Origin of the sequence: Dyella thiooxydans (assembly GCF_001641285.1) — a bacterium.
GTDB classification, from domain to species: Bacteria; Pseudomonadota; Gammaproteobacteria; order Xanthomonadales; family Rhodanobacteraceae; genus Dyella_A; species Dyella_A thiooxydans.
Genome location: NZ_CP014841.1, coordinates 253120 through 277615 on the forward strand (window position 1 = coordinate 253120; position 24496 = coordinate 277615).

Sequence of the window (24496 nt, forward strand, 5' to 3'; positions counted from 1 at the left end):
TCAACCGGCGCGTCGCTGGAACCGATAGTGGCCCACCAGCCACTCGTTGCCGTGGTCGTAGCCGAACAGCTCCGCGCAGGCCATCCAGAACATGCGCCAGCGCTGGTGCCACAGCTTCGCCTGCGCCGCGCCGTAGGTGCCCGCCAGCACGCGCAGGATCTCTTCGCGGTGCGCGTCCTGGTGGGCCAGCCAGTGGTTCGCGGTCTTCTCGTAATGGCTGCCGGCGAGGCGCCACTCCTGCTCCACCACCATGTGTTGCTGGAAATGCAGGAACGTGTCGGCCGCGGGCATCAGGCCACCGGTGAAGAAGTGCCGGCCCATCCAGTCGTCGTCGCGCTCGGTCTCGAACGGATACATCAGTTCGCGATGGCAGAAGATATGCACGAACAGCTTGCCGCCGGGACGCAGCCAACCGGCGATGCGCTCCAGCAGCACCTGGTAGTTGCGCACGTGCTCGAACATCTCCACCGACACCACCCGGTCGAATCGGCCCGCATCGAGCGACAGCCGGTTGACGTCCTGAGTGATCACCTGCACGTTGCGCAGGCCGAGCTCGCGGCATCGCGCCTCGATGTGCTCGCGCTGCGGGCGGGAGTTGGAGACCGCGGTGATCCGCGATCCGGGGTAGCGCGCCGCCATCCACAGCGTCAGCGAACCCCAGCCGCAGCCCAGCTCGAGGATGTCCTGGCCATCGACCAGGTCGGCGCGCTCGTCGTAGAGGGCGAGCATCTTCTCCTCGGCCTCGTCCAGCGTCTCGTGGCCGGTCGGGTAGTAGCAACTGGAGTACTTCAGCCGCTTGCCCAGGCACAGCTCGAAGAAGCGCGGCGGCAGCTCGTAGTGCTGGCGGTTGGCTGCGTCGGTATGCAGCGCGAGCGGACTCTGGCGCAGCTGCTGGAGCCGGTCGCGGAAGCGCGACCACACCGCCTCTTCGCCGCCGGCGCGCTCTTCGCGCAGGCGGGTGGCGCACAGCCGCCGGATACCGAGCCGCAGCAGCCCGTCCGGGATCAGTCCCGATTCGGCCAGGCGGGTCAGGCCATGTTCTTCGGTCTGTTCGATCGCATCGGACGGCATGGCAAGGCTGTCGGTCATGGCCGTGATCCTCATGTCTTGGGAAACCAGGGAATGAAGGCGCTGGTGCGGGCCTGGTAGTCGCGGTAGTCGTCGCCGCGGCTGCGCAGCGCCTGCGCCTCGGTGTAGGGAATGCCGGTGAAGCGGTACAGCGATACGAGCATCAACACCGGGCCGAGGATGGCCAGCCAGCCGATCGGCGAGCCGACCGCCAGCAGCACGTAGGCGAACCAGTGCGTCCACTCGAAGAAGTAGTTGGGATGCCGCGAGTAGCGCCACAGTCCTTCGCGACAGGTCCTGCCGCGGCTGTCAGGGCGGCGACGGAACTGCGCCAGCTGCCGGTCGGCGATCGCCTCGCCGCTGAGGCTCAGCAGCCACACCACCAGCGCCGCCGCGATCCAGCCCGACGACTGCTCGCTGCCCGGGTTGGCCCCCACGGCGAGGAACGGCAGCGAAAAGACGGTGGTGAACAGCGCCTGCGCCTGGAAGAACGCGAAGAACTTCGGCTGGCTGTCCTGCCAGTGCTCGCGCAGATAGCGGTAGCGGCCGTCCTCGTCCTCGTGGCGCACCCGGTCGAGCAGGTGCAGGAACAGGCGCAGCGCCCACAGGCCGCCGAACAGCGCCAGCAGACCGCGGATCAGGGGATCGCCGTCGCCCATCGCCGCATAGAACAGCGCCGCCAGGCCCATGGTGGCGCTCCAGATCGCGTCGACCAGGGTGGCGTTGCGGGTGCGGTATTGCACCATCCAGCCCACCGTCATCGCCGCGGCGGTCACCAGCCAGACCGTCAGCACCTGCCAGCCAAGCTCATGCCACATGGGCTTCTCCCCGGGCGGGAGCGGGGGTGGACGTGCGTTCAACCCGCACGGCCAGGCCGATCAGCAGCGGCATGGCGACCGCCCAGCCGGCGGCCAGCGCGACCACCGCGGGCGTGGTACCCAGCGGAAAGGCCACCGCGTGCCAGCCCCGCGCGGCGCCGAGATAGGCCATCGGTGCACCCACTGCGCCGAGCATGGCGGCGAGCGGCCATCGTCCGTGCAGGAAGCGGAAGCTGTGCCGCAGGGTCAGCGAGAACGCCGCCCAGATCGACAGGATCCACAACGGCGCGGCTTGCGCGAACGGCACCGGCGAGGCGTAGGCGACCAGCCCGCTCGCCGCGAGACTGGAGTCGAGCACCGCGCCGATCAGCACGGCGATCGGCATGAGCAGCGCATCGGCGCCGCCTTCGGAGCGCCCCAGCATCCAGGCCGCGAACGGCAGCAGCGCCAGCGGCGCCAGCCACCAGTGGCCGCTGGATGCGCCCCAGATCGCGGCGAACCAGACCAGTTGGTAGGCGATGGCATTGGCCCAGGCGTTCATGCGGACACCGTCAGGCCGAGGCCGCCGTGGCCATGTCGGGCAGGTAGGAAGCGCGGCGGCAGCCCGGCCGGGTCAGCAGCATCTGCACGTCGCCGATCGAGCGCTCGCGGAAGCCGCCTTCGCAGTAGGCGAGGTAGAACTCCCACATGCGCACGAAGCGCTCGTCGTAGCCGGCCTTCAGCACCTCGTCGCGGCGGGCGAGAAAGCGCTCGCGCCACGCCTTGAGGGTGAGCGCGTAGCTCGGCCCGATGTCCTCCAGGTGATACAGCCGCAGGTCGCTGGACTGACGTGCCGCGCCCAGCATCGCACTCACCGAGGGGATGAAGCTGCCGGGGAAGATGTAGCGCTTGATGTAGTCCACCGACTTCAGCGCCTGCGCGTAGCGGTGGTCCTCGATGGTGATCGCCTGGATCAGCGCCATGCCCTCGTCCTTGAGCAGGCGCGAGATCGCGCCGAAGTAGGTGGGCATGAACTCCGCACCGATCGCCTCGATCATCTCGATCGACACCAGCTTGTCGTAGCGGCCGTCGAGATCGCGGTAGTCCTCCAGCAGCAGTTCGATGCGGTCGGACAGGCCAGCCTCGGCCACGCGCCGGGAGGCCAGCTCGTACTGCTCCCGGGAGATGGTGGTGGTGGTCACGCGGCAGCCGTAGTGGCGCGCGGCGTGGATCGCGAAACCGCCCCAGCCGGTGCCGATCTCCAGCACGTGGTCGTCCGGGGTGAGTGCCAGCTTCTGGCAGATACGATCGAGCTTGCGGGTGGAGGCGACCTCCAGCGATTCGTCGTCGCTGGCGTAGATCGCCGAGGAATACATCAGGTCGCTGGAAAGGAACAGGCCGAACAGCTCGTTGCCCAGGTCGTAGTGCGCGGCGATGTTGCGGCGGCTGCCGGCGCGGGTGTTGCGGTTGAGCGCGTGCCAGGCCTTCATCGCCAGGCCGCCGAGCCGGGCCAGGCCGGTCTCCATGCCGTCGAGCAGGTCGCGGTTGCGCACCATCACGCGGATCAGCGCGACCAGGTCGTCGCAGTGCCACAGGTCCTCGATGTAGGCCTCGCCCGCCCCGACGCTGCCGGTGGCCGCCACCAGTCGGTAGAAGCGCGGGTCGCGTACCGTCAGGTGCACTTTCAGCGGCTCCTCGCCCGATAGCGGCGTGCCCAGCTCCACCGAGCCCAGCGCGTCGTCCAGTCGCAGTCGGCAGCCCTTGAGCTGGGCCATCTGCGCCAGCAGGCGGTCGCGCAGCAGGCGCTCCAGCCGGCCGGGCAGGGCGGTGGCGAGAGCGGTGTCCAGCGGCTGGGTCAGTTCGATGTCCATGGATCAGTTCCCGGTGGTCTTACCTGGGTGGTCGTAGACGGGGTTGCGCTTGAGCCAAAGCCTCAACGCCTGCCAGTGGATTGCCAGCACCACCTGCAGCGTCATCAGCGGGAAGCGCCACAGCACGCGGGCCAGTCCGGCGCCGTCGAGCGGGCGGCGTTCGAGCACCAGCGTGGCATCGAAGTCGCGCCGCTCGCCGTCCATCACGTTCATGTGTACGCGCAGGACCGCCTCGGGGATGCAGAAGCGCCAGTCGTAGCCGCGGTCCATCGGCATGAACGGCGACACGTGGAACGACTTGTCGAAGCGCCAGGCGGTGGTGTGCCGGTGGCTGCGGCCTTCCGCGACCGGCAGCACGTAGGCATGGCGCTCCTTCCACGGCGTGTTGGTGATCTCTGCGACGATCGTCTCCAGCGTGTGGCCGTCGGCGGCGAAGCAGTAGTAGAAGCTCACCGGGTTGAACACGTGCCCGCCGTAGCGCAGGTGGGTGAGCAGCCGGATCGGCCCGGTCGGGCGTCGGCCGGTGTGCTCGGCCACGCGCCGGCGCACGGCTTCGTCCAGCGGCAGCTCGACCGGTCCGAGGTAGTCGCTGCGGCGGAACTCGGCCACGTTGCGGCGGTTCACCGACCACAGCCAGCGGCGGTCGAACAGGTCGGGCAGCTCGTCGAGGTCCAGGTACAGCATCGTGATCGGATAGCGGAACGCGTGCGGGTGCGGCGCATGGCGGCGGTGGCGGACCCAGCCTTCGTAGATCGCGCTGGCCAGCGGCCGGGCGGTGGCGCGTTCCCGATCCGGCTTCGCCCCGGTCACCGTCGGCGCGGCGTCGAGCGGCTCGCGCAGGGCCGGATTCACCAGGCCACCCCCAGCGCACGGGCGACCTCGACCGCACTGCGCATGCCGTCCTCGTGGAAGCCCCAGCCCCAGTACGCGCCGGCGAACCAGGTGCCGGACCGGCCCTGGATCTCACCCTTGCGCTGCTGCGCGGCCACCGAGGCGTGGGTGTATTCCGGGTGCGCATAGCGCATGCGCCGGATCACCTTGGCCGGATCGATCCGGTCGGCGCAGTTGAGCGACACGCAGAACGTGTCCGGTGCGTCCAGCGTCTGCAGCAGGTTCATGCAGTAGGTGACGGTGCAGGCCTCGGTGGGCGAGGCGGGGATCAGCACGTTCCACGCCGACCACGCCTTGCGCCGCTTCGGCAGCAGGCGGGTGTCGGTGTGCAGCACGGTCTCGTTTTCCTGGTAGCGGATCGCACCGAGTACCTCGCGCTCCGCCGGCGTGGCGTCGGCCAGCAGCGCCAGCGCCTCGTTGCTGTGGCAGGCCAGCACCACCTGGTCGTAGCGCTCGGTCTGGCCGAGGCTGGTGATCTCCACGCCGCCCTCGACGCGGCGCACCGCGGTCACCGGGCTGGCGATGCGCTCGCGCACCATCCAGCGCTCGCGCAGCGCATCCACGTAACGCTGCGACCCGCCGCGCACCACCCTCCATTCCGGTCGGTCGTCGAGCTGCAGCATGTGGTGGTTGGCCATGAACTGCACGAGATAACGGGCCGGGAAGTCCAGCACCTTGCGCGACGGCGACGACCACAGCGCAGAGGCCATCGGCACGATGTGCTCGTCACGGAACATCGCGCCGTAGCGGTGGCGCTCCAGATAGTCGCCGAGCGTCGGGCCGGCGTCCGCGGTTTCCAGCAATCCCTGCGACTCGCGGTAGAAGCGCACGATGTCGCGCACCATGCCGTAGAACTTCGGCGAGAGCAGGTTGCGGCGCTGGCAGAACAGCGCGTCCAGGCTGGTGGCGCCGTATTCCAGCCCGCTCGCCTCGTTGTGCACGGCGAAGCTCATCGTGGTGGGCTGCGACTCGACCCCCAGCTCGCCGAACAGCCGGGACAGCAGCGGGTAGTTGTCCGGATTGAACACGATGAAGCCGGAATCCACGGCGTAGTCGCGGCCGCCCGATTCCACGTCGTGAGTATGCGTGTGGCCGCCGATGTAGGCGTTGGCTTCGTACAGATCGACCGAGTGCTGTTGCGACAGCAGCCATGCCGAGGCCATGCCGGAGATCCCGCCGCCGATCACCGCGATGCGCATGCCCACCTCAGCGCCGGCCACGTTTGAGGCCGGCCGGCACGGCCTTCAGTCCCCGCACCACGCCGAACAGCGAGAGTGTGCGCAGGAGGTAGAAGGTCAGGTCCACCTCCCACCAGCGGAAGCCCTGCCGCGCCGAGCCCGGGAAGAAATGGTGGTTGTTGTGCCAGCCCTCGCCGAAGGTGAGCAGCGCCAGCATCCAGTTGTTGCGGCTGTTGTCGCGCGTCTCGAAGCGGCGGCTGCCGAAGCGGTGCGCCAGCGAGTTGATCGTCACCGTCACATGGAACAGCACGATGGTGGAGACGAAGAAGCCCCACACCAGCAGCTGCGGCCCGCTGGTGCCCAGCTCCGGATGCGCCACGCCCAGCCAGCGGCCCCAGAAGAACAGGCCCACCGCCAGCGCCACCGGCACCAGCAGGTCGAAGCGGTCGAGCAGGCGCAGCTCCGGGTACTTCACCAGGTCGGGGATCTTCGACCAGTCGGTGCGGAAGCCGCTGCGGGTCATGAACCAGCCCATGTGGCTGCGCAGAAAGCCGTGCTGCACCGGCGAATGCACGTCCGCCGGCGTGTCGGCATGGCGATGGTGGTTGCGGTGGTGCGCCGCCCACCACAGCGGGCCGCGCTGCACCGCGCTGGCGCCGATCACGGCGAACACGAACTGCACGACGCGCGAGGTCTTGAACGCGCGATGGGAAAAGTAGCGGTGGTAGAACGCCGTCACCGCGAACATGCGCAGCGCGTACAGCCCCAATGCCACCCAGAACGCGAACCAGGAGAAGCCGACCCAGATCACCGCCACGCAGGCCAGGTGCATGCCGATGAAGGGCAGCACGCGGGTCCAGTCGATGCGGTCATCCTCGTCGCCGACGGCGTCCTGGGCACTGGTGTCGAACCAGCGCACCAGCCCGGTCGCCATCCGCTTGATCATGGGGGGTGCCGCAGGGCCGCTGGTCATGGGGGCGTTCGATCCGTGTGGAAGGTGACAGGGGACGCGAGAAGATACGCGCGCCATGTCGCCGCGGATGCACTGGACCGGGCGGATCGTCGCTGCGGTGACATACGTCGTCGAACGTTGCCGTCGGCCGTGCGGACGATGCGGCACTCTTGCACGTTCCCCGGCGTGTTGCCGTGGTTGGCGGCCGCTCGCTACGCTGGCGCGATGCCTCGTCCCCGCCCGCCCTCCGTTCCTGTCACCGGTCGCCCGCGGCACGGACTCGCCCGCGTGCTGAGCAAGCTCGGCGTGTGCTCGCGCAGCCAGGCCGAACAGGCGGTGCGCGAGGGCAGGGTGACGGTCGATGGCCGCTGCATCCGCGATCCGGAGCGCCCCACCGACGCCGAGCGCGAGCGCCTGGCCCTGGACGGCCGCCCGGTTGCCGCCGCCGAACGGGTCTACATCGCCCTCAACAAGCCGCGCGGGGTGGTGGTGAGCGCGGCGGACGAACGCGGACGCGACACCGTCTACGGCCTGCTGGAGGCGGCGGGACTGCCCTGGCTCGGCCCGGTCGGCCGGCTTGATCGGGCCAGCGAAGGCCTGCTGCTGTTGAGCAACGACACCGGGTGGGCGGCCGGACTCACCGAGCCCAGGCACCACGTGGACAAGACCTACCACGTGCAGGTCGACTGCCGTCCGGACGAAGCCCTGCTCGCGAAGCTGCGTGCCGGCGTGGTCGATGCCGGTGAGCGGCTGGCTGCGGTCGTGGTGAGCGTGCTGCGCGAAGGCGAGAAGAACGCCTGGCTGGAAGTCGTGCTGGACGAGGGGCGCAACCGGCATATCCGCCGCCTGCTGGCGGCGCACGACATCGGGGTGCTGCGCCTGATCCGCGTGGCGATCGGTCCGCTGGCCCTGGGCGAGCTGCCCAAGGGCCAGTGGCGGCACCTCACGGCGGACGAGGTGCAGGCGTTGCGCCGCGGCTGAGCCGCGGCGCGGCGGCAACTCAGCCGATCACGCCCAACTGTTTGCCGATGCGGGTGAACGCGTCGATCGCGCGGTCCAGGTGCTCGCGGGTATGCGCCGCGCTCATCTGGGTGCGGATGCGCGCCTGGCCCTTGGGCACCACCGGAAAGAAGAAGCCGGTGACGTAGATGCCTTCCTCCAGCAGCGCGCTGGCCATCGCCTGCGCCTTCGGTGCGTCGTAGATCATCACCGGCACGATCGGGTGCACGCCCGGCTTGATGTCGAAGCCGGCGGCGGTCATGCGCTCGCGGAAGTAGGCGGTGTTCTCCTGCACCCGGGTGCGCAGCTCGCCGGCGCTCTCCAGCATGTCGAACACCTTGATCGCCGCGGCCACCACGTGCGGCGGCAGCGAGTTGGAGAACAGGTAGGGGCGCGAGCGCTGGCGCAGCATCTCGATCACCTCGGCCGGTCCCGTGGTGAAGCCGCCCAGCGCACCGCCCAGCGCCTTGCCCAGGGTGCCGGTGAAGATGTCGACCTTGTCCATCACGCCGTTGACCTCGGCCGAGCCGCGACCGGTAGCGCCGAGGAAGCCGGTGCAGTGGCACTCGTCGATGTGCACCAGGGCGTTGTACTTCTCGGCCAGTGCGGTGATCTGGTCCAGCGGTGCGATGAAGCCATCCATCGAGAACGCGCCGTCGGTGGTGATCAGCTTGGTGCGCGCGCCCGCGGCGTCAGCGGCCTGCAGCTGCTGCTCCAGGTCGGCCATGTCGCAGTTGGCGTAGCGGAAGCGCTTGGCCTTGCACAGGCGGATGCCGTCGATGATCGAGGCGTGGTTGAGCGCGTCGGAGATGATCGCGTCCTCCTCGCCCAGCAGCGGCTCGTACAGGCCGCCGTTGGCGTCGAAGCAGGCGGCGTAGAGGATGGTGTCCTCGGTGCCGAAGAACTGCGCGATCTTCGCTTCCAGCTGCTTGTGCAGGTCCTGCGTGCCGCAGATGAAGCGCACGCTGGCCATGCCGAAGCCGTGGGTGTCCAGCGCCTCCTTGGCGGCGGCGATCACGTCCGGGTGGTCGGCCAGGCCCAGGTAGTTGTTGGCGCAGAAGTTGAGCACCTTGCGCCCGCCCTCCAGCTCGATCTCGGCCGACTGCGGCGAGACGATCACGCGCTCGGCCTTGAACAGGCCCTGCTCGCGGATGGAGGCGAGTTCGGCGGCGAAACGGGACTGGCCGGGGTAGCTCATGGCGGGGACCTTGTGCGTGGGCAAAACGCTATTGTCGCCGCTCGCGGCGGGGCTGTGAAGGAAACCCCGCCACCGGCCGCCGCTACTGGTGCAGGCCGAAGTCCACCCGCGTGGTCTTGCCCTTGTCGTCGATGCCCTTGGCATCGAGCAGCACCGGCTTGGCGTCGTAGCGGGCGGCATCGAGCTTGCCGGTCAGCCAGGTGCGGACGGCGTCGGCGCGTCGTTTGGCCAGCGCCCGCATCGCCGCTTCGTCCACCGCCACGTTGGCCTCCATCAGGCCGCGCATCTCGTCCGGGTCCAGCGATTTCTTCAGGCCGAGGAAGTTGCGCGGCTTGTTCGGGATGTCGTCGTGCTTGTAGGCGCGCTTGAGGTATTTTTCGACCTGGTCCGGCGTCACCCGCACGTCGGCAAGGCCGGCATCGGACACGTCGGCGTCCTTGCCCTTTTCGTCGAGCACCAGCTCGCGGCGGATCAGGTTCTCCACGGTGACCTTGCGCAGGCCGTCGCGATCCTTGGTCGGGTCGACCCGGCCGATGATGTCCAGCTTCAGCGACGGCTTCTTCTCGAGGATCGCCACCAGCTTGCCCAGCCGTTCCTGCGCCTTGGCGTCGAGGATGGCCGAGCCGGGCGCGAACTCGACGTAGCCGAGGTCCGCACCCGGTCCGCCGAAGGCCGCCCCGAGCAGGCGGAACGGTGCGGTCACTGCCTTGGCGATCAGGTTGCCCAGCGCACGCCAGACCAGCCCGCCGACGCTGAACTGCGGGTCGTCCAGCGAGCCGGACACCGGCAGGCTCACGTCGATGTTGCCCTCGGTGTCGCGCAGCAGCGCCACCGCCAGCTTCACTGGCAGGTGCTTCGCGCCGGGGCTGTTGTCGCGGTCGCCGAAGGTGAGCTGGGTGATGAAGATGTGGTTGTCGGCCTCCAGCTTGCGGTGGTCGAGCTGGTAGTGGACGTCCATGTTGAGCTTGCCCGAGGTAATCGGGTAGCCGGCGTACTTGCGCGAATACGCGGCCAGCCGGGTCAGCTCGACCTCGTCGGCCTTGCCCTTGATGTCGAGGAAGGCCACCGGCTGCAGCGGGTTGATGGTGCCGCTGATGTCCACCGGCGAGTTCTCGTCCAGCGCGGCCTGTACGGTGAGGTCGGCGGGCGGGTCGCCGGGCTTGGTGCCGAAGGCGCCGATCTTGCCGGTGAGCTTGGTGAGGTTGGCGGTGTAGTTGGGCTTGATGAAATTGTCGGTGTAGTTGAGCTGGCCGTTGACCAGGGTGATGCCGCCCAGGTGGATCTCGGCCGGCGGTGCCGCGCTCGTCGCCGGTGCCGGGGCTTGTGCCACGGCGGTCGACGCGGCCGGCGGTGGCGTGGGGGCGCTGGCCGGTGGCGTGGGCACGCTGCCCTCGGCGCGGGTCACCGACACCGGGGCGGACTCCGGCGAGGCCACCACGTCGGACAGGTTCAGCCGTCCATCCGCATTGATGATCACGCGGGCATAGAACGAGGTGAGCACCAGCGCGCCGATGTCCACCCGCGGCGTACCCGGGCCGAGCTCGGCGTCCAGCCGCGATGCGGTCAGCGTGCGCCAGCGCAGGAAGTCGTCGCCGGTGACCTTGTCCTGCACGCGTACCCGTTCCAGCGCCGCGTTGCCCTGGTAGTGCAGCGAGGGGGTGCGGCCGCGGGCGTCGTAGTGCAGCTTGCCGTCGCTGGTCAGGCGCGCGTCGGCGATGGTCACGTTCAGCGGCACGCTGAGGTAGGGCTCGAAGCGGGCGATGTCGAGGTTGCGCGTCGTCAGCTTCAGCTCGGCACCGAGCGGGTCCGGGCGCAGCGTACCGCTGGCATCGAAGCCGCCGCGGTCGAGCGAGCCCTGCAGGGCGAAGGGACGCGCTTCACCGAGCTTGTCGCTGAGGCCGTCCAGGTGCCCCTTCATGGCCGTGAGCCGGGTGTTCACCGGTCGCGTGCCGACGGCCAGGTCGGTGAAGTCCAGGCTGCCTTCTTCCAGTGTGAAGTGGCCCAGTTGCCAGTGCCAGGGGGCCGCTGCCGCGTGATCGTCCGCGGGCGCGGAGGGCGTATCCGGCATCAGCTCCATCAGGCTCAGCCGGCCGTTCCGCGCCCGCTCGATGTCCAGCGCCGGCTGGTGCAGGCTCACGTCGCCCAGCTGCACCTGCCGGCTGGCCAGGTCGAACAGCGGAATCGCTGCGTCGAGGCGGTTCCAGGCGATGACCGGGCCATGTTCCTTCTGCAGCGGGGCAAGCGCGAAATCGTCCACCGTGGCATGCGCGTCGGTCAGGTGCACGTTGACCGCCTTGCCCCAATCCAGCGCGAGCTGGCCGCCGGCATCGAGCCGTCCCTGGGTGACCGGCGTGCGCAGGTCGGGCGCGGCGATCGCCTGCAACGGCGCCACCGCCACCTGCTTGAGGCCGACCGCCCCCTTGAGCTGGCCGGCGGCCAGATCCAGCGTGCCCTTGGCGGTGATGGCGCCACCGCCCAGTCCGGCAGCCAGGTTCAGCGTGCCGGCGGGGGCCTGCAGCAGGCTGAGGCCGTGCAGGGCGCCACGCAGGCTGACCAGGTCCAGCGTCTGCTGCGTGGCGTTGGTGTAGTGCACCGCGCTGTCGGTCAGGAACAGCCCGTCGATGCGCAGGTCGGTGGGTGCGGCCGGCGGCTGGCCGGCGGGGGCAGGGCTGCCGGCGGTCAGCGCATCGAAATTGCTATGGCCGTCGGCCCCCTGCCGGTAGCTCAGCGCGGCGTGGTCCAGCATCACGGTGCCGAGGTGGTAGCGCGAGACCAGCGGCTGTACGTCGACCAGTTGCGCGCCGCCGTGGCCGAGCTCGAGGATCGGCGCCCCCTGGCGCGTCGCCAGTGCGAAGCCGTCCAGCTGCAGATGGCCGGTGAGCTTGAGCTGCGGGGTCGGCTGGCTCTGCACGAAGTGCAGGTCCAGTACGCCTGAGAGCAGGCCCTTCGGGATCGCCACCGGCAGCGCGGCCGGCGGCACATAGGCGAGGTAACGCGGCAGATCCAGTTTGTCGAACTGGACATGCATGATCGATTCGCGCGAGTCCGCGAACGGCTTGGTCTGTCCGTCGATGCGCAGCGGACTGCCGTCCACCCGCATCGCCAGCAGCGGCTGCACGTAGATGTCGGTGTCGCTGGGCAGGTTGGCCAGGAACGGGATACCGACGTCGAGCTGGTCGACCCGGTGGGTCGCCTTGGCGAGCTGGTCGTCGAAGCGGATGTCGCCGTTCTTCACCTCGATGTTGGCCAGCGCGAAACGCGCCGGCGGCGAGGGCGGGGCGCCCGGTTTGGCCGCGTAGCGGTCGATCAGGTCGGAGAAGTTGAAGCGGCCGTCCGCGCCGCGGGTGAGCTGGATCTGCGGGTGCTCCAGGCGCAGGGCGTCGAGCACCGGCGCCATGCGGAACAGCGAGGTCCACGAGGCGTTGATCACCGCCTGGTCCACGTCGACGAAGGCGGCCTTGCCGTCGCGGCCGCCGATGTGCAGATGGTCGAGCTGCAGGCGCAGGGTGAACGGGTTGAAGTGCACCTTGCCCAGCGTCACCGGGCGGGACAGCGCCGCGCTGGCGCGTTTCTCGATCTGCCCGCGCAGGATAGGCGGTGCGGCGAAGAAGCCGAGCAGGCCGAACAGCACCAGCAGCCCGGCGACGATCGCCAGCGTGCGGCGGGTGCGCCGGGAACGCCCCAGCTCGCGGGCGCGGTCGAGCGCGCGGGCGGCGCGGGGATCTTCCAGCAGACGTCGGACGCGCATCGACAGCACTCCCTGGGCGCCGGCCAAGTGCCGGCCGCGGGTGGTGGTTCCGTTGCCCCTGCGGACCCGTACGGAAGTGTACGAAGAAGCCCCGCGTACGCACAGGTGCGGCGGGGCGAAAGTTCCAGCGGATCAGGTGCGGAGCCGACCGCGCGAGGCGGCCGGCGGATCAGCCCGGCGGCCTCAGTTCCAGCTGCAGACGACCTTGCCGCAGTGGCCTTCGGCCATCAGGTCGAAGCCGCGCTGGAAGTCGTCGATGGCGATCTGGTGGGTGAGCACCTTCTGCAGCGGGAAGCCGGTGAGCACCATCTGCGTCATCTTGTACCAGGTCTCGTACATCTTGCGGCCGTAGATGCCCTGCAGGGTGAGGCCCTTGAAGATCACCTTGTCCCAGTCGATGCCGGCACCGCGCGGCATGATGCCGAGCATGGCGATCTTGCCGCCGTGGTACATCACCTCGAGCATGTCGTTGAACGCGCGCGGATTGCCGCTCATCTCCAGGCCCACGTCGAAGCCCTGGATGTGCAGGTCCTTCACCACGTCGCGCAGCGACTGGTTGGCCACGTTCACCACGCGGGTGGCGCCCATGTCGGCGGCCAGCTTCAGGCGGTAGTCGTTGACGTCGGTGACCACCACGTTGCGCGCGCCCACGTGCTTGGCGATGCCGGCGGCGATGATGCCGATCGGGCCGGCACCGGTGATCAGCACGTCCTCGCCGATCAGGTCGAACTCCAGCGCGCAGTGCGCGGCGTTGCCGTAGGGATCGAAGAACGCCGCCAGCTCGGACGGGATCTGGTCCGGGATCGGCCACAGGTTGCTGGCCGGCATGGTCATGTACTCGGCGAACGCACCGTTGCGGTTGACGCCGATGCCCACCGTGTTCGGGCACAGGTGCTGGCGACCGGCGCGGCAGTTGCGGCAGTGGCCGCAGACGATGTGGCCCTCGGCCGAGACGCGGTCGCCGATCTGGTAGCCGGTCACGCCCGGGCCGATCTCCACGATGCGGCCGACGAACTCGTGGCCGATGGTCAGGCCCGGCTTGATCGTGCGCTGGCTCCACTCGTCCCACTTGTAGATGTGCAGGTCGGTGCCGCAGATCGCGGTCTTCTCCAGCTTGATCAGCACCTCGTTCGGGCCGACCTCGGGCACCGGCACTTCTTCCATCCAGATGCCGGGTTCGGCATGGCGCTTGACCAGGGCTTTCATCGTCTGAGGCATGGGGACATCCGTGGGTGGGGTGACGCGGCCGGTAGCCGCGGAATCAGCCGACGATTATACGGGCCGTGCGCCACGCGCCGCTTCGGCAGCGCAGCATGCGGCGGCTCAGTTCAGCCGCTGGTAGAGCCGTACGAAGTCCACCGGGCGCTGCAGCGACGGCAGCTGCCAGCGCTGGTGCAGCACCAGATGCCGGCCGTCGGCACCGAGCGCCCAGTCCTGGGTGAGCTGTGAGCCATCGGCATAGCGCATCTCCACATGCACCCCGGCGTCGTCGCGGAAGCTGCGGATCAGCGCGCTGCCGTTGAATCCCTGCTGCGCCGGATGGCCAAAGCGCAGGTCGAGCCGGGTGCCGGAGTCCAGCTGCAACTGCAGGGTGCGGGCGTCCTCCTGCACGATCAGTACGCCGTCGTCGTCCAGCCAGGGCGGTGTGGCGTAGTGCGCCGGGGCCGCCGCGGTGTGCTCGGAGGGGGCGTCGCTTCCGTGGTGGCGGCCGCCGTGGTGTCCGCCGCCCATGCCACCTTCGTGGCCGCCGAAGCCGCCACCGCCCATCCCGCCACCATGCCCGCCGAAGCCTCCGCCCCCCATGCCGCCGCGGCGTGCGCCGGAGCCATCGGCCGGGCGTTCGCCGGTGCCGGGCGTGCCCGGCGGGTGCGGCAGCTGCGGCGACTGTTCGCGCATCGCCTCGTGCCGCAGCAGGGCCTCCACCACCGTCGGAGTGTTGCTGGCGCCATCGTCCAGTCGCCAGATGCCGCTCAGGTCTGCCGGGTCCGGCGGGGCCGCGCGCAGGATCGGTGAAGCACCGCACAGCAGGGCCAGGGCAAGCGCCGGGGCATGGCGAAGGGACAGTCGTGACATCGGCGTGGCCTGTACGCGGGGGCGGGGTGCGCAGGCAACGTGCGGAGCGCCGATGCGGTTGACCCGGCCCGCCCGGCGGCGGCTGTCTCTACACTTGCCGGATGACTACCGATGCGCGACCGCTCGCGATCTTTCTGATGGGCCCGACCGCGTCGGGCAAGACCGCGCTCGCCTGCGCGCTGGCCGACCGTTTTCCGGTCGCGCTGGTCAGCGTGGACTCGGCGCTGGTCTACCGCGGCCTGGACATCGGCAGCGCCAAGCCGGATGCCGCCACGCTGGCGCGTTATCCGCATGCGCTGGTCGACATCCGCGACCCGGCCGAACCGTATTCGGCGGCGGACTTCCGCGCCGACGCGCTGGAGGCGATGCGCGCGATCACCGACGCCGGCCGGGTCCCGCTGCTGGTCGGCGGCACCGGACTGTATTTCCGCGCCCTGCAGCAGGGACTGTCGTCGCTGCCGGAGGCAGACGCGGAGATCCGAGCGCAGATCAGCGCCGAGGCCGCCGAAATCGGCTGGCCCGAGCTGCACGCCCGGCTCACCGGGCAGGACCCGGTCGCCGCCGCGCGCATCGGCATCCACGATGCCCAGCGCATCCAGCGCGCGCTGGAGGTGATCGCGCTCACCGGCCGGCCGATCTCCGAGCTGCAGGGCAGCCAGCGGCGCGAGCCGTTCCCGTGGCGGGTGCTGAAGCTGGCCCTGCTGCCGGCCGACCGGGCACCGCTGCACGCCCGCATCGCCGAGCGCTTCGACGCCATGCTGGCCGCCGGCTTCCTCGACGAAGTGCGCGCGCTCAAGGGCCGCGGCGACCTGCATGCCGACCTGCCGGCGATCCGCGCGGTGGGCTACCGGCAGGCCTGGCAGCACCTGGACGGCGCATTCGACGCCGCCGAGCTGCGCAACCGCGGCATCTACGCCACCCGCCAGCTGGCCAAGCGGCAGATCACCTGGCTGCGCAGCGAGCTGGATGCCCGCGTGCTCGACCCGGAGCGCGAAGGCCTGACCGGCCGCGCCGTCGACGCACTGGAGCTGTTCCTCGGACATGCCGGTTAAATGCCTGATGTGACAGCCATCGCGATCCGCGATCCGGCGTGTCGCGGCGCTTTCGCCCCCGATTTAAAAGCGGTTAAGATCCATCGCACTTGGTCCGGAGCGGGCATAACCCGCTTTTTTTGTCCGGACCGCCGCATCAGACGGGGGAGAACCAGAACAATGTCCAAGGGGCAGTCTTTGCAGGATCCTTTTCTCAACGCCCTGCGCCGCGAGCGCATCCCGGTGTCCATCTACCTGGTGAACGGCATCAAGCTGCAGGGCACGGTCGAGTCCTTCGACCAGTTCGTCGTGCTGCTGCGCAACCAGGTCAGCCAGATGGTCTACAAGCACGCCATCTCCACCGTGGTGCCCAGCCGCAACGTGCGGGTGGGCAATGGCCATGACGGCCAGTCCGAGACGCCTGCCACGGCAGCCGACGCCGAGGCCTGAACCCATGCGGGCGGCCGTGACGCGGCCGCCCGCTTGATCGCGCCGGCGTCGCCCCCAGCTTGGGACGTTCCATCCGCCGGAGCTGCAAGCCCCCGTGTTCGATAGACAGAAGAGAGGCGACCGCGCCCTGCTCGTCCAGCCGCATTCGCGCGGCGAGGGCGACGCCGCGCGTCGCGCGGAAGAGTTCGCCGAGCTCGCCAAATCCGCCGGTGCCGAAATCCTCGGCACGGTGCCGGCGCGCGTCGACGTGCCCAATCCGCGCTTCTACATCGGCACCGGCAAGGCCGACGAGGTGGCCGAGATGGCCCGCGCGCTCGAGGCCGACCTGGTGCTGGTCGACCATCTGCTCAGCCCGGTGCAGGAGCGCAACCTGGAAAAACACCTGGGCGTGCGCGTGGTCGACCGCGCCGGGCTGATCCTGGACATCTTCGCCCAGCGCGCCCGCTCGCACGAGGGCAAGCTGGAAGTGGAGCTGGCGCAGCTCAAGCACATCGCCACCCGGCTGGTGCGCGGCTGGACCCACCTGGACGCCCAGCGCGGCGGTGCCATCGGCAACCGCGGTCCGGGCGAGACCCAGCTGGAAACCGACCGCCGCCTGCTCGCCGAGCGGGTGAAGATGCTCACCAAACGGCTGGAGAAGGTGCAGGTGCAGCGCGGCCAGCAGCGCCGGGCGCGGCTGCGCAACACGGTGCCGCGGGTGGCGCTGGTGGGCTACACCAACGCCGGCAAGTCCACCCTGTTCAACGCGATCACCGCCGGCGGCGTGTATGCCGCCGACCAGCTGTTCGCCACGCTCGACCCCACCGTGCGGCGCATCGAGGACCTCAGCTGCGGGCCGGCGGTGATCGCCGACACCGTCGGCTTCGTGCGCGACCTGCCGCACGACCTGGTCGCCGCCTTCCGCGGCACCCTGGCCGAGGCACGCGACGCCGACCTGCTGCTGCACGTCAGCGACGCCGCCGACGAGGAGCGCGACCGCCTGCACCGCGTGGTCGACGGCGTGCTGGAGGAGATCGGCGCCGGCGACCTGCCGCAGCTGCACGTGATGAACAAGATCGATCTGGCCGGTGCCGAGCCGCGCATCGTCCGCGACGGCGAAGGCCGCCCGGTGCAGGTGTGGCTCTCGGCCGGAACCGGGCAGGGGCTGGAGTTGCTGCGCGAGGCGCTGGGCGAACTGCTCGGCGGCGACCGCGTGCGTTCCGAACTGAGCCTGCCGTTGTCGGCCGGTCGCCTGCACGCCCGGCTCAAGGCCGCCGGCGCGATTGCCGGCGAGCGGGTCGACGAGGACGGCTGGCACCTGGACATCGACGCTCCGCGCAGCGTCATCGCCCCGCTCAGCGGCGGCCCCGGTGGCGACGCCGTGCTGCTGCGTGACCTGCTCGAACGCACCGCCCCGCCGCTGGAGTGACCCACGGGCGTCGGACAGCTCTGGTAGAATTGCGCCCGTTTTGTGCCTGTGGCGCCCCTCGGGGCGGACATTCACGCCAAGCGTGCCCGATCGAGTCATGACCCAACCCGTCACACCTGTGTTCCGGCTGTATTTGCCGGCCTCCCAGCGGCCCCAAGGAGACTGACCATGGCCTGGAACGAACCCGGCAAGAACGACGGGCAACGCGACCCCTGGGGCAAGAACAACCGCCCGAACGGCAACAGCGGCCCGAACGGCCTGGACCAGCTGCTCAAGCGGCTGCGCCAGCGCTTCGGCAAGCTCGGCGGTGGCCCGGGCGGCATCTTCACCATCGTGCTGGCGGTGCTGCTGGCGTGGCTGCTGGTCTCCAGCGCCACCGTGATCAACACCAGTCAGACCGGCGTGGTGCTGCGCTTCGGCAAGTACTCGCGCACGCTCACCCCGGGCTTCCACTTCAAGCTGCCCGCGCCGATCGAGACGGTGGCGAAGGTCGAGACCACGCGCATCCGTGCCCAGGTCGGCCAGGTGCGCATGCTCACCAGCGACGAGAACATCATCTCGGTCGCCTACAACGTGCAGTACCAGGTGTCCGACCCGCGCCAGTACCTGTTCTCCACCAACGATCCGGACGACACCCTGGCGCAGGCCGCCGAGGCGGCGGTGCGCTCGGTGGTCGGCTCGCACTCGATGGACGAGATCCTCACCAGCCCCGGCGATGACCCCGATTCGCTGCCGGCTTCCGCCGCCTCGACCAGTGCCGCGACCGCCGCCAAGCTGACCGCCAACGCCAAGCCGGGCAAGGACGACCGCGTCACCCTGCAGCAGCAGACCCTCGACGCCCTGCAGCACACGCTCGACAGCTACCACGCCGGCCTGCAGGTCACCGACGTCAGCTTCCAGAACGTGGCCCCGCCGGACGAGGTGAAGGCCGCCTTCGACGACGTCAACGCCGCCCGCGAGGACAAGCAGAGCGCGGTCAACAAGGCCCATGCCTACGCCAACCAGGTGATCCCGCAGGCCACCGGCGAGGCGGCCCGCATCCTGGCCCAGGCCAAGGGCGACAAGGCCGAGCGCATCGCCCGCGCCACCGGCGACGCCGAGCGCTTCAACCTGCTGCTGAAGGAATACAAGGCCGCCCCGGCGGTGACCCGCCAGCGGCTGTGGCTGGAAACCATGGAAGACGTGATGGCGCGCAACCCGAAGGTGGTCGACGGCTCCGGCGGTCGCAACATCATCAACCTGCCGGCCGGCCTGGGGACCTCGCTCAGCCCGCCCGCCACCGTCAGCGCCGACGCGGCCTCGCAGGAGAAGCAGCCATGAAGATCTCCGCCATCATCGCCGTGATCCTGCTGGCCCTGCTCGGCCTCAACAGCATGTATGTGGTGGGCGAGGGGCAGTCGGCGCTGCTGCTGCAGTTCGGCCGCATCGTGCGCACCGGCGACCAGCCCGGCCTGCACTTCAAGCTGCCGGTGCTGCAGCAGGTGATGCGCTTCGACAACCGCATCCTCACCATGGACGCCAGTCCCGAGCGCTACCTCACCTCGGAGAAAAAGAGCGTCAACGTCGACTTCTACGTGAAGTGGCGCATCGCCAACAACGCCGACTACTACCGCGCCACCGGCGGCGACCCGGTGCAGGCCGCCCAGCGCCTCAGCCCGATCGTCAAGAACGCGCTGCGCTTCGAGTTCAACAGCCGCACCCTGCAGGAGCTGATCTCCGGCGGCCGCCGCGACATCACCAACAAGGTGCGCGAGCAGACCGACCTGGCCTCCCGCAAGAGCCTCGGCATCGAAGTGGTGGATGTGCGCATCAAGCAGATCGAGCTGCCCAACGAGGTCAGCGACTCGGTCTACAAGCGCATGAAGGCCGAGCGCCTGCAGCTGGCCAACGAGCTGCGCTACACCGGCGAGCAGATGGCCACCACCATCAACGCCGACGCCGATCGTCAGGCCCAGGTGCTGCGCGCAGACGCCGATCGTGACGCCGCCAAGATCCGCGGCGAGGGCGACGCCCAGGCCGCGCTGATCTACGCCCAGGCCTATGGCCAGGACCCGGAGTTCTTCGCGTTCTATCGATCCATGCAGGCGTATCGTCACGCCTTCGACGACGGCAAGAACGTGCTCGTCCTCAAGCCGGACGACCCGTTCCTGCAGTATTTCCAGAACAGCGCCGGAAAGCGCTGAGACACGTTCGCGACACACCGGCGGGCCGCCGATCGGCCCGTTCCATCAGGCTCCGGCCGCAAGGCCCGAGGGTGCGTCACGCGCGGGCGTGAGTGGGGGTAGGGACGCCGCCCGCCGCGCCAATGCAATACCGGCAACACCACCGCAGTACCTCCCGCCCCGCCGATCGGGGTGCCACACGAGAGCAAAGCCATGGGCAAGTCCGTAGTCATTCTTGGAGCCCAGTGGGGCGACGAAGGCAAAGGCAAGATCGTCGACCTGCTGACCGAACGCGTAGGCGCCGTCGCGCGCTTCCAGGGCGGCCACAACGCCGGCCACACGCTGGTCATCAAGGGCAAGAAGACCGTCCTCCACCTGATTCCCTCGGGCATCCTGCGCGACGACGCGCTGTGCCTGATCGGCAACGGCGTGGTGCTCAGCCCCGCCGCGCTCAAGAGCGAGATCGAGGAGCTGGAGGCCAACGGCGTCAACGTGCGCCCGCGCCTGAAGATCAGCCCCGCCACGCCGCTGATCATGCCGTACCACATCGCGGTGGATAAGGCGCGCGAGGCCAAGGCCGGCAAGAGCGCCATCGGCACCACCGGCCGCGGCATCGGCCCGGCCTACGAAGACAAGGTCGCCCGCCGCTCCATCCGCGTCGCCGACCTGATGTACCCGCACGAGCTGCCGGAGAAGATCAAGACGGCCGTCGAGTACCACAACTTCATCCTCACCCAGTGGCTCAACGCCGAGCCGGTGGACTACCAGACCGTGCTCGACGACGCGCTGGCCTACGGCGAGTTCATCCGCCCGATGGTCGACGACGTCGCCACCATCCTGCACGACGTGCGCAAGGAAGGCGGCAACATCCTGTTCGAGGGCGCGCAGGGCGCGCTGCTGGACATCGACCACGGCACCTACCCGTACGTCACCTCGTCCAACACCACCGTCGGCGGCGCGCTCGCCGGCACCGGCGTGGGCGCCGGCGACATCGACTACGTGCTGGGCATCTGCAAGGCCTACGCCACCCGCGTCGGCGGCGGGCCGTTCCCCACCGAGCTCGAAGACGAGATGGGCGAGCGCCTGCGCAAGGTCGGCAACGAGTTCGGCGCCAGCACCGGCCGTCCGCGCCGCTGCGGCTGGATCGACCTCGTCGCGCTCAAGCGCGCCGTGCAGATCAACGGCATCAACGGCCTGGCCATCACCAAGCTCGACGTGCTCGACGGCCTGCCCAGCATCAAGGTCTGCATCGCCTACGAATACCGCGGCAAGCGCCGCGAGCTGGCTCCGCTGGACGCCGACGGCTGGGAAGAGTGCAAGCCGGTCTACCTGGAGTTCCCGGGCTGGGAAGAGTCCACCGCCGGCATCCGCGAGTGGGACAAGCTCCCGCCCGCCGCCCGCGCCTACCTGCGCGCCCTGGAAGAACTCTCCGGCTGCCGCATCGCCCTCGTCGCCACCGGCGCCGACCGCGATGACACCATCATCCTGGACGACCCGTTCGCCTGAGCTTCCGGCAAGGCGTGACACGAAAAAGCCCCGCGATGCGGGGCTTTTTCTTTGGCGGCCTCGCCGCACCGACCATCGGGATAAGCGCCCACTTCGCGGCAGCCATCACGGTGCCACCATCGCAAACTGTGCCACCCTTCGCGCACAGCACACGGAGCGTGCCCATGGCCCAGACCATCGATCCCATACGTCTCAAGTCAGCCGCCGAGCACCTGGAGTGGGCGCTGAAGCAGTATCCGGACAGCGCGGATGTGCAGAGCCTTCTGCGAGCCCTGACACCCTTGCTTGATGACGCCAAGGCGGGTCGGGTGCTCGAGCCTGTCGACAGGTGGGATATTCCGGGGACCTATAACTTTGCCGACGGTCGCTATATCGATTTCAGCGATCCGAGCGTGGACGGTGCATTCGTCCGTTTTTCGATTGAAATGCGTGGCGGTCTGACCGAACAGGAAAAGCGTATCCATGCGCGCATGGATGCGATGCGGGCGATGGCAAACGAGAACGGAAAGTCCTGAGAACGGCTGCGCATCGCCAGCACCGCGGCGCGGTAGTCCTGCTCGTGGTGAGAGAATCGAAAATCTGAAATCCCCTGCTACGCAAGGAAATCGTGTCATGAGCCAAACCATCGACACCAAGAAGCTCAAGGACGCCGCAGAGCATCTCGAGTGGGTCCTGAAGCAGTACCCCGATGTGGAGGATGTACGGGACCTTCTGCAGTCTCTGCGCCCCCTCATCGAGAACGCCAAGGCGGGGAAGATCTCAGAGCCTATGGACGGTATTCGCGTCCCCGGTGCGTATAACCACGGGGATGGGCGCTACGTACCCTACAAGGAGCCAAGCGTCGGTGACGCTTTTTCGCGCTTCGTCATCGAGCTCGAAGGTGGGCAGACAGAAAAAGACAAGGAACTGCTCGCACGGATAGAGGCCATGCGGCAGGCGATTGCCAAGGAGAATGATCGTGGCCGGGCTTGATGACCTCACGTCGGAGTACCTGAGGGCGAAGCATGCCGAGTCGATACTGAAAGCCAACACATTTCTCCCTGAGGGGATCAGTAAAAAAGCTGCACTGGACTATTTGGGTACCGATGAGGGTGCGCTTTACCTGCATCGTCTGGTCGAGGCTGACCCAAACGCGTCAGCGGAAGACATCAAGACGCGGGCCATCAGTCATCTCAGATCCGGCCGCGAGCTTCCTCGCATGGAAACGCTGGACACCGGCGAAGCCCTGGTGAAGTTCGTCCCCGCGGGCACCCGCCCCAGTCGCTATTCCTCGTTCTGGATCAGGGCCAGCGAAGCCGAGGCGGCGGTCGCACAGAGGAGGAACATCTCCGAGTTCTTCGGTCTGCCCATAGCCAGCGAGGCGCCGCGCTACGACGCCTACCGCATGACGCCGAAGGTGCCGACGCAGGTGTTCTTCAGCACCGTGGCTCCGACGTCGGAGCTGGACGGCTTGGTCACCAAGCCGGGCGGTGCCGAGCAGGCGCTGGTACCCAACCGGCAACTCTTCCATGAACCGGTCTACGTCAAATCGGTGGACAACCTGCCGAAGCCCGAGCTGGCGGTCGCACGGGCCGGCGCCAAATCGGGACTGGCCCGCGGCCTGGGTGTGCTCGGTGCCGCCGCGGTTATCGAGGACACCGCAAGCACCGTCGATCACACCACCGATCTGCTTCGCCAGGGCAACGTCACCGGCGCGCAGTCCGGCATGTTGCATCTGGGCGGTCGCACGCTGGGCATGGTGGCGGGGGCCGAGGTCCCGGGCGGGCTTGGCACGCTCGCCGGCATCGAATCCGGCCCGGGTGCGTTCGTCACCGGCGCGGTGGGCGGGGTGGTTGGCGCGATCGGGGGCGACAGGCTGGTCAATGCCATCGACGACTACCGCATCTACCACCAGGACGATCCGCAGGGACGGCCCTGGCGCTACGACCCGGCGCACCCGGGGCAGGGCTGGGTATCCGATCTGCCGCCGCTTCCCGGCGATGTGCAGCGCCCCGTGGCGGACGCGGCGTTGCAGAACCGGCTCGACTACCAAGCCTCCACCCGCATGGCCGAACTGCGCATGGCGCAACCGGGCGAATTAGCCGATCCGTATCGGCAGCCCGCCAGTGCCGCCGACCCGGCCCGCCTCCAAGCCGACGACTGGCAGCGCGACGCCGAGAGCGGGCAGTGGACGCGGTCGGTGGTGACCGGCGTGGTGGGGCGCGTGGTCGAGCGCGGTACCGAGGTGGCCTCTCCCCAGCGTGCTGCCGAACTCGACCAGGCGGCCGAGCGGACCATTGCCCACAACCGCGCCAACTCGCCGCAGGGCGTGGCCGAGGCCTACCGGACGCTTTATGAGCAGCGCGGCTGGTCTGCATTCGGGACGATGCCTGAAGCAGTGGCCAGCACGCTCCGTGATGCGGACCGGACGGTGCTGGCCTCCGATGGCCGCAGCTATACCCGCGATGCGCAGGGCCAGTGGAGCGCGCCCGGCATGCTCTTCGGGCGGCACGCCGCCGAAGGCAACGTCGCGGCGGAAATCCGTGAAACCCGGGATATGGAGGCGTCGAAGGTGCCTGCGGCGCAGGGACACGGCGGTCGCGAGTCGCCAGCGTCTCGTCCGGTCAATCCCCCCGAGCCGGCCTTGCCTGCGCGACTGGACGACCCGCAGCATCCGGACCACGCCTTCTTCCAGCAGACCCGGCAACACGTGCACGCGCTGGACCGTTCGCTCGGCCGCGCCCCCGACATCCACTGCGATCAGGTGGCTTCGTCGCTCGCCGTGCAGGCGCGCGCCGACGGCCTGCAGCGCATCGACCGCATCGCGCTCTCCGACGATGGCACCCGGCTGTGGGCGGTGCAGACGCCACCGGGCCGGCAGGACCACTTGCTCGATCTGCGCACCCAGGTCCCCACCGCCAGCGCCAACACCCCCATGGAGCAGAGCGCCGCCCGCTGGCCGCAGGCAATGGAGCGGTTCCAGCAGATCACGCAGCAGCAGGGCGCGATGCAGGCACCGACGGTAATACAGGCGCAGATGCAGCAGGGCATGCCGGGGCCGGGTCTGGCGCGTTAGGGCCGGAAGTCCCGGCATGTGCCCATGGATGGGGCGATGCTGCGCGCCCCGGAAGGTCAGCGCGGCTGGATTCCCGGCAGGCCTGGGTGACCGTAGGCCCGGAATGCCA

The 24496-nt window shown here is 69.2% G+C and carries 21 protein-coding genes; 10 read left to right on the top strand and 11 right to left on the bottom strand.

The window, feature by feature from the left end; genetic code table 11:
* From ATSB10_RS01100 to ATSB10_RS01130, 7 genes are read right to left on the bottom strand one after another with little or no spacing between them, the layout of a single operon-like run.
* Positions 1-1089 carry an SAM-dependent methyltransferase gene (locus ATSB10_RS01100; RefSeq protein ID WP_063670037.1) on the bottom strand — a complete coding sequence of 363 codons (1089 nt, stop codon included), beginning with the start codon at positions 1087-1089 and terminating at the stop codon, positions 1-3.
* 11 nt (positions 1090-1100) lie between these two features.
* Positions 1101-1886, bottom strand: a complete 786-nt coding sequence (locus ATSB10_RS01105; protein WP_063670038.1) for a DUF1295 domain-containing protein — start codon at positions 1884-1886, stop codon at positions 1101-1103.
* Positions 1876-2427 (bottom strand): DUF2878 domain-containing protein, encoded by a 552-nt coding sequence (locus ATSB10_RS01110; protein WP_063670039.1) that lies wholly within the window; start codon positions 2425-2427, stop codon positions 1876-1878. Before ATSB10_RS01110 ends, ATSB10_RS01105 begins: the two co-directional genes overlap by 11 nt.
* A 10-nt stretch (positions 2428-2437) precedes the next feature.
* On the bottom strand, positions 2438-3736 hold the full coding sequence (locus tag ATSB10_RS01115; protein ID WP_063670040.1) for an SAM-dependent methyltransferase: 1299 nt from the start codon (positions 3734-3736) through the stop codon (positions 2438-2440).
* A 3-nt stretch (positions 3737-3739) separates the two neighbouring features.
* On the bottom strand, positions 3740-4591 hold the full coding sequence (locus ATSB10_RS01120) for a DUF1365 domain-containing protein (protein ID WP_205631117.1): 852 nt from the start codon (positions 4589-4591) through the stop codon (positions 3740-3742).
* Positions 4585-5826, bottom strand: coding sequence for an NAD(P)/FAD-dependent oxidoreductase (locus tag ATSB10_RS01125; RefSeq protein ID WP_063674282.1), 1242 nt, complete (start codon positions 5824-5826; stop codon positions 4585-4587). The genes ATSB10_RS01120 and ATSB10_RS01125 overlap by 7 nt, the downstream gene beginning before the upstream one ends.
* Positions 5827-5833: 7 nt before the next feature.
* Entirely contained in the window at positions 5834-6778 is a 945-nt protein-coding gene (locus ATSB10_RS01130; protein ID WP_425478146.1) for an acyl-CoA desaturase, read from the bottom strand.
* Positions 6779-6982: 204 nt separating this feature from the next.
* Here ATSB10_RS01130 and ATSB10_RS01135 point away from each other — a divergent pair, with 204 nt between their 5' ends.
* Entirely contained in the window at positions 6983-7738 is a 756-nt protein-coding gene (locus tag ATSB10_RS01135; protein ID WP_063670042.1) for a pseudouridine synthase, read from the top strand.
* Between the two features lie 19 nt (positions 7739-7757).
* Here the strand turns inward: ATSB10_RS01135 and kbl are convergent, their stop codons facing one another.
* The 4 genes from kbl to ATSB10_RS19525 all read right to left on the bottom strand — a co-directional run bounded on the left by kbl (position 7758) and on the right by ATSB10_RS19525 (position 14775).
* Positions 7758-8954, bottom strand: a complete 1197-nt coding sequence (gene kbl, locus ATSB10_RS01140) for a glycine C-acetyltransferase (protein ID WP_063670043.1) — start codon at positions 8952-8954, stop codon at positions 7758-7760.
* An 82-nt stretch (positions 8955-9036) separates the two neighbouring features.
* The gene (locus ATSB10_RS01145; protein ID WP_063670044.1) at positions 9037-12702 is read right to left on the bottom strand and encodes a DUF748 domain-containing protein; all 3666 of its coding nucleotides are present in this window, start codon (positions 12700-12702) and stop codon (positions 9037-9039) included.
* A gap of 183 nt (positions 12703-12885) precedes the next feature.
* A complete protein-coding gene (gene tdh / locus ATSB10_RS01150; protein WP_205631079.1) occupies positions 12886-13920 on the bottom strand; it encodes an L-threonine 3-dehydrogenase in 1035 nt (344 codons plus the stop codon).
* Positions 13921-14025: 105 nt separating this feature from the next.
* Complete coding sequence (locus ATSB10_RS19525) at positions 14026-14775, bottom strand: hypothetical protein (RefSeq protein WP_063670046.1); 750 nt, start codon at positions 14773-14775, stop codon at positions 14026-14028.
* Between the two features lie 101 nt (positions 14776-14876).
* On the opposite strand from ATSB10_RS19525, the gene miaA reads away from it, so the two are divergent.
* The 9 genes from miaA (at position 14877) to ATSB10_RS01200 (ending at position 24387) form a co-directional block, all read left to right on the top strand.
* Positions 14877-15827 carry a tRNA (adenosine(37)-N6)-dimethylallyltransferase MiaA gene (gene miaA, locus ATSB10_RS01160; protein WP_063670047.1) on the top strand — a complete coding sequence of 317 codons (951 nt, stop codon included), beginning with the start codon at positions 14877-14879 and terminating at the stop codon, positions 15825-15827.
* Positions 15828-15986: 159 nt separating this feature from the next.
* Entirely contained in the window at positions 15987-16256 is a 270-nt protein-coding gene (gene hfq / locus ATSB10_RS01165) for an RNA chaperone Hfq (protein WP_063670048.1), read from the top strand.
* Positions 16257-16350: 94 nt separating this feature from the next.
* Positions 16351-17664: a ribosome rescue GTPase HflX gene (gene hflX / locus ATSB10_RS01170; RefSeq protein ID WP_063670049.1), complete on the top strand. Its 1314-nt coding sequence runs from the start codon at positions 16351-16353 to the stop codon at positions 17662-17664.
* Between the two features lie 168 nt (positions 17665-17832).
* Complete coding sequence (gene hflK, locus ATSB10_RS01175; RefSeq protein ID WP_063670050.1) at positions 17833-18984, top strand: FtsH protease activity modulator HflK; 1152 nt, start codon at positions 17833-17835, stop codon at positions 18982-18984.
* The gene (gene hflC / locus ATSB10_RS01180) at positions 18981-19847 is read left to right on the top strand and encodes a protease modulator HflC (protein ID WP_063670051.1); all 867 of its coding nucleotides are present in this window, start codon (positions 18981-18983) and stop codon (positions 19845-19847) included. Before hflK ends, hflC begins: the two co-directional genes overlap by 4 nt.
* 192 nt (positions 19848-20039) lie before the next feature.
* Positions 20040-21332, top strand: coding sequence for an adenylosuccinate synthase (locus tag ATSB10_RS01185; RefSeq protein WP_063670052.1), 1293 nt, complete (start codon positions 20040-20042; stop codon positions 21330-21332).
* Positions 21333-21496: 164 nt separating this feature from the next.
* Positions 21497-21847, top strand: a complete 351-nt coding sequence (locus tag ATSB10_RS01190) for a hypothetical protein (RefSeq protein WP_063670053.1) — start codon at positions 21497-21499, stop codon at positions 21845-21847.
* Positions 21848-21944: 97 nt separating this feature from the next.
* Positions 21945-22304 (top strand): hypothetical protein, encoded by a 360-nt coding sequence (locus ATSB10_RS01195; protein ID WP_063670054.1) that lies wholly within the window; start codon positions 21945-21947, stop codon positions 22302-22304.
* Positions 22285-24387: an XVIPCD domain-containing protein gene (locus ATSB10_RS01200; protein ID WP_157468968.1), complete on the top strand. Its 2103-nt coding sequence runs from the start codon at positions 22285-22287 to the stop codon at positions 24385-24387. The genes ATSB10_RS01195 and ATSB10_RS01200 overlap by 20 nt, the downstream gene beginning before the upstream one ends.
* The last annotated feature ends 109 nt before the right edge of the window (positions 24388-24496 follow it).